A 5,737-nucleotide genomic window follows, 5' to 3' on the forward strand; every position below is an offset into this window, starting at 1 on the left:
TGACGGCAGCGGGGGTGCCGGTCTCGGGCGGGTGGCGGGCCGGGGACCTCGTCGACGGCCGGTACGAGGTCCTGGAGATGCTCGGACAGGGCGGTATGGGGGTCGTGCACCGCGTCCGGCACCTCGGCTGGGACGCCGATCTGGCCGTGAAGTCCCCGCGCCCCGAGATGTTCCGCGACGCGGCGGGGCATGAGCGGTTCGTCGCCGAAGCCGAGACCTGGGTGTCGCTGGGGCTGCATCCGCACGTGTGCACCTGCCACTACGTCCGCGCGCTCGGGCCCGTCCCCCGGGTGTTCGCCGAGTACGTCGAGGGCGGCAGCCTGCGCGACCGGATCGACGACGGACGGCTGCACGGCGGCGATCCGGACCAGGTGGTCCCCCGGATCCTGGATATCGCGATCCAGGTCGCGTGGGGCCTGGAGCACGCGCACGGCCGGGGGCTGGTGCACCAGGACATCAAGCCCGCCAACGTCCTGCTGGACCTGGACGGGACGGCGAAGATCACCGACTTCGGGCTCGCGCGTGCCGGTGAGTTCGCGGGCTCCGGTTCCGGTGCCACGCACGGATCGACCCTTCTGGTGGAGGGCAGCGGCGGGATGACGCCCGTGTACGCCTCACCGGAGCAGTTCGCCCGCCGGACGCTGGGGCGGCGCAGCGACATGTTCAGCTTCGGCGCCACCGTCCTGGAGATGCTCACGGGCCGGGTGACGTGGCCGTTCGGTCCCGCCGCGGCCACCGCGCTGGCCGACTGCCTCGCCGGGGGCACCGGCATGGCCGTGCCGCGGATCCCGCCGGACCTGGCCGCGCTTCTCACCCGCTGCCTGCGGAGTGAGCCCCGGCACCGCCCGCGGACCATGGACGAGGTCTCCGCCGGGCTGACCGCCGTCTACGAGGCGCTGACCGGGCAGGCCTATCCGCGGTCGAAACCGCGTGCCGCCGACCTGCGCGCCGACGAGTTCAACAACCAGGCCCTGTCGCTGCTCGACCTCGGCCGGTCCGCCGAGGCCGAGCGGAGGTTCGCCGAAGCGCTGGCCGCCGACCCGCGACACGCGCAGGCCGCCTACCATCTGGGGCTGCTGCGGTGGCGGCGCGGCGACATCGACGACGACGCCCTCGTCTCGAACCTGGAAGCCCTCCGCGCCGACACCGGCGACTCCTGGCGGGTGCGGTTCCTGCTCGCCCAGGTGCACATGGAGCGCGGCGACCTGGATCCGGCGCGCGAACTCCTCGACGGGGTGGAGCGGGAGCAGCCGGGCGAACCGGAGGTCCGGGCGGCGTCGCGGTCCGTCCGGTCCGAGCGGCTCACCGACGCGCGCTGCACCGGCACGCACGAGACGGCCTGGTGCGCGGACGCGCCGCCGCGGACGAGGCTCCCGCTCACGTTCGGCGCCGATGGGCGGCTGGCGGTCAGCGGGGAGGCGGACGGCACGGTCCGGCTGTGGACGTCGCACGACGCGCGGTGCCTGCTGACCCTCCCGGGGCACAGCGGGCTGGTGCAGTCCGTCGCCGTGTCCGCCGACGGCACCCGGGCGATCTCCACCGGAGCCGACGAGAGGGTACTGCTCTGGGATCTGACCGAGGGACGCCCTGCGCACACCTACACCAAGGTCAAGCACGCCGGCGTCGCGATGAGCGCCGACGGGTCCGTGGCCCTCTACTCGTCCTACGACGGCCACCTCCAGGTGATCGACACCCGCAGCGGACGGGTCACCCAGAGGATGCGGGTGCGCAAGTGGGGGTCGGCCGGCGCGTTCCTCAGCCCGGACGGCCGCTTGGCGATGACCCGGGACGACGAGGGGCCACGGGACGACATCCGCGTCTGGGACCTGGCCACCGGCGAGTGCCGGCACGTCCTGCCCCTTCCCGGCAAGACGGGCGGCACCGGATGCTTCAGTACCGACAGCCGGTTCGCCGCGACCTACACCGGCTCCCTTCCCGACGACGTGATCGTCGTCTGGGACCTGTCCACCGGCGAGCGCGTCCGCGTGCTGAAGGGCGCCCGCTCGATGGGCGTGATGGCGCTGAGCGACGGCGGCCGTTTCCTGGTCTCCGCGTACGGCGCACGGCTGCGCTTCTGGGACGTGGGCAGCGGACGCTGCGTGCGGACGTTCATGGCGCACAGGGGCGGAGTCCGCGACGTCCTGCTGAGCTCCGACGGCCAGGCCGCGCTGTCGGTCGGCGCGGAGGACGGCACGATGCGGAGGTGGCGGATGCCCCGCAGCGGGCCCGTCGCCGCACCAAGCCTCAGCAGGCCGCGCCCGCACACCGAACTGAGCGACTCGGACGCCGCCGTGGACGCCCTGGTCACCGACGCGGAGCGGGCGCTGGCGGAGAACCGGCTCGCCGCCGCACTCGACCTGGTCACCCGTGCCAGGGCGGTACCGGGACACGAGCGCGGGGCACGCGTCATGGCCCCCTGGCACGAGCTGGCCCGGCGCACGCACCGGACGGGGCTCCGGGCCTCCTGGGTGTCGGCGCTGCTGACCGGGCACAGGCGTGAGGTGACGGCCGTCGACGTCGGCGACCGGATCGCGGTGTCCGGCGGTTCGGACCGGACCGTCCGGCTGTGGGACACCGGTTCCGGCACCTGCGTCCACACGCTGACCGGCCACCGGGACGTCGTGACCTCCGTGTGCCTGAGCCAGGACGGACGCCGGCTCCTCTCCGCCGACCAGGAGGGCGCCGTCCGCCTGTGGGACGTGGCGACCGGCGAGTGCCTGCGCCGGCTGACCGACAACCTCTCGCTGCTGGACCAGGAGCGGTGGAAGCAGGTCGAGGTCCGCGAGTACATCGGCGTCCAGGATGCGAACGCCCCGAACGGGCGCGTGGACGTGCCGATGGAGGCGGTCTTCGGCGCCACGCACGCGCGGTTCGGCAACGACGGGCAATTCGCGGTGGTCGGGCACGCCGATGGCCTGATCCGGCTCTGGGATCTCGCCACAGGCGGCGAGGTGCGCGCCATCGACACGGTGGACTTCGGCGAGGACGGCCTGTTGGCAGAGGACGTGGGCGTCGGAGCGCTCGTGGTCGGCGGCGACGGGTGTCTCGTCGCGTCCGGCCACAACGGTTCGGGACACCGCGGCTCCTCGGTGCGGCTGTGGGACGCGGTCGAGGGCCGCCGCACCGGCACCCTGCGGATGGAGGCGGTGGAGCGCCCGGTCTTCCGCCCCAGGGTGACCGCCCTCTGCGTGAGCGCCGACGGACGCCTCGCCCTGGTCAGCGACAACGTCACGTGGAAGCTCGTCCTGTGGGACGTCGCGACCGGGACGTGCCTGCGGGAGCTGGAGACGCGGGGCGGCTGGGCGTTCGACGCCCGGTTCCTGCCCGGCGGCCGGTTCACGGTGACCGCCGAGATGAAGGGCATCCGCGTGTGGGACGTGGACAGCGGAGAGTCCCTGCGGATCCTTGACCCCCGCGAAGGGGACGGCGTGCGCTGCGTCGCACCGGCCCCCGACGGAAACTCCGTGCTGGCGGGCTACTCGGACGGATCCCTCCGCCTGTGGGAGCTGGACTGGAAACTGGCTGTCCCCTCGGATTCCTCCTGAACGCCCCGCGAGGATCACCGGGGGTGTGTTTCACCGGTCTTCACCGATCCCTCACACGCGGTTCGGGACGCGGCCGGGCCTCGACCTTAGCTTTTCGGAGCCGCACAAGCTCCGATACGAGGTTCTGATGTCACTGCGCCGTGTTCTGACAAGCCTGACCCTGGTGCCCGTGATCGCCTGGCCCACGGCCGCCCACGCATCGCCGAACGGCAGGCCGGGCGGCGGGCCGGGCGTCCCGCCGCAGAAGACCCACTTCGATCTCCAGGCGCACCGCGGCGGCATCGGGATGACGACGGAAGGGTCGCTGGAGGGCTTCGCCAAGGCGATGCGCCTGGGCGTCACGACCCTCGAACTGGACACCCAGGTGACGAAGGACCGCAAGGTCGTCGTCACCCACGACCGGCAAGTCAGCTCCCAGAAGTGCCGTGACACCGCCCCCGTGAAGCCAGGGGACCCGATGTACCCGTACGTCGGCAAGTACATCAAGGACCTGACCCTGGCCCAGATCAAGACGATGGACTGCGGATTCCAGCGCCTTCCCGGACACCCGGAGCAGGAGTTGGTCAAGGGCTTCCGGATGGTGGAGCTCAAGGACGTCTTCGACCTGGTCAAGCGGTACCGCGCCCGGCAGGTCAAGCTGAACGTCGAGACCAAGGTCGAAGCGGGCGCCCCGGAGGAGACGGCGCCGCGGAAGCTGTTCGTCCGGCGGGTCTTCGAGGAGATCCGCGCCTCGGGCATCGAGCGGCAGGTCACCGTCCAGTCCTTCGACTGGGGCGCGCTGAAGGAGATGCACAGGCTCGCGCCGTCCTACCCGCTGGTGGCGCTGACGAACTACGACTTCCTTCAGGTGGGGCAGCCCGGCAAGTCTCCATGGCTCGGCGGGATCGACGCGGACGACTACGACGGCGACTTCGTCAGGGCCGCCGCTGCCATTCCCGGCGTGAAGGCGCTGTCGCCCGTCTACGGCTTCCCGCAGAACGGCGAGACCGGCGACCCGGGTTTCCGTTTCTACGTCTCCACGTCGATGGTCCGCCGGGCTCACGCCCGGAAGCTGAGGGTGATCCCGTGGACGACCAACGACCCCGCCACCGTTGAGGCGCTCATGGACATGGGCGTGGACGGCATCATCACCGACTACCCGAACCGCGTCCGCCCGATCATGGCCGACCGCGGCATGCGCCTGCCCAAGGCCTACAAGCCGCGCTGAGGGGAGGGCGATCGCGCTGAGGCGGCACCCGGTTCACCCGGCGTGCGCGACGTAGACGGTGTTGGTCGCGGTGCCGCCTTGGATGGGGTTGGGGAACTCGACGACGTGCGCTCTCACCTCGGTGAGGACCTCGCCGAGCACGGCGGTGAAGGCGTCGTCGGGCGGGTCGTTCGACCACAGCCCGAAGACTCCGCCCGGGTGGATCTGCGCGGCCAGGCGGCTTAGCGGCTCGGGCCGGTAGAACGAGGCGTTGCCCGGGTCGAGGACGTGGCGTGGCGAGTGGTCGATGTCCAGCAGGACGGCATGGAAGCGGGCGCCCGCGTCCTCCGGGTCCAGCCCGGTCGAGGCCAGGGCGAAGAAGTCGCCCCGCACCAGCCGGCACCGGTCGTCGGTCGCCAGCCGCTCGCCCAGCGGCACCAGGTGCGCCCGGTGCCATTCGATGACCTCGGGGAGCGCCTCCACCACGATGAGGGACCCCACCCGGGGGTCCTCCAGGGCGGCATGGGCGGTGTACCCGAGGCCGAGTCCCCCGACGGCGACGTCCAGTGCTTCCCCCGGCGCAGCGGCCAGTCCGAGCCGGGCCAGCTCGATCTCACCCGCCGTCCACAGGCTCGACATCAGGAACTCGTCGTCGAGCTTCACCTCGTAGACCTGGACTCCGAGCCCAGGATCACGACGCCGCCTGAGGCTGATGTCCCCCAGGGGCGTCGAACGCCAGTCAAGCTCTTCGAACAGTGCGCCCATGCGCTGGATCCTCGTGGTTAGGCGGGCTCGGGCTCCGGTGAGTCGAGCAGTACGGCCATCAGGGTGGACCGCGCACCCTCATGACGCGAGCATCCCACGCGCGGGTCGCATGGGCTCGGCGATCGGGGGTAGGCGTGGGGGACGCGATCGTGAGGACGGTTATGGGAACGTTCGTCTACCGCAACGGGCCGGAGTCCGACGTGCCGCTCGACACGGCGGTGGCGTCGACGCGGGCCGTGGG

Annotated in this window: 3 protein-coding genes; 2 read left to right on the forward strand and 1 reads right to left on the reverse strand. The window is 72.0% G+C overall.

Annotated elements, in window-relative coordinates; translation table 11 throughout:
• Together E1281_RS36535 and E1281_RS36540 are read left to right on the forward strand one after the other, a co-directional pair.
• A partial coding sequence (locus E1281_RS36535; protein WP_207943719.1) for a serine/threonine-protein kinase occupies window positions 1–3,545 on the forward strand: 3,545 nt, incomplete at its 5' end.
• Window positions 3,546–3,672: 127 nt separating this feature from the next.
• Window positions 3,673–4,752 carry a glycerophosphodiester phosphodiesterase family protein gene (locus E1281_RS36540; protein ID WP_131884277.1) on the forward strand — a complete coding sequence of 360 codons (1,080 nt, stop codon included), beginning with the start codon at window positions 3,673–3,675 and terminating at the stop codon, window positions 4,750–4,752.
• 33 nt (window positions 4,753–4,785) lie between these two features.
• Here E1281_RS36540 and E1281_RS36545 read toward each other — a convergent pair whose 3' ends face one another.
• On the reverse strand, window positions 4,786–5,496 hold the full coding sequence (locus E1281_RS36545) for a spermidine synthase (protein WP_131884278.1): 711 nt from the start codon (window positions 5,494–5,496) through the stop codon (window positions 4,786–4,788).
• Window positions 5,497–5,737 lie beyond the last annotated feature (241 nt).

It is taken from the genome of Actinomadura sp. KC345 (genome assembly GCF_004348515.1).
Lineage (GTDB): Bacteria > Actinomycetota > Actinomycetes > Streptosporangiales > Streptosporangiaceae > Spirillospora.

Bases quoted from the DNA above. Each gene is read 5' to 3' on its own strand.
- E1281_RS36540 (WP_131884277.1), top strand. From the start codon at position 3,673: ATGTCACTGCGCCGTGTTCTGACAAGCCTGACCCTGGTGCCCGTGATC.
- E1281_RS36545 (WP_131884278.1), bottom strand. From the start codon at position 5,496: ATGGGCGCACTGTTCGAAGAGCTTGACTGGCGTTCGACGCCCCTGGGG.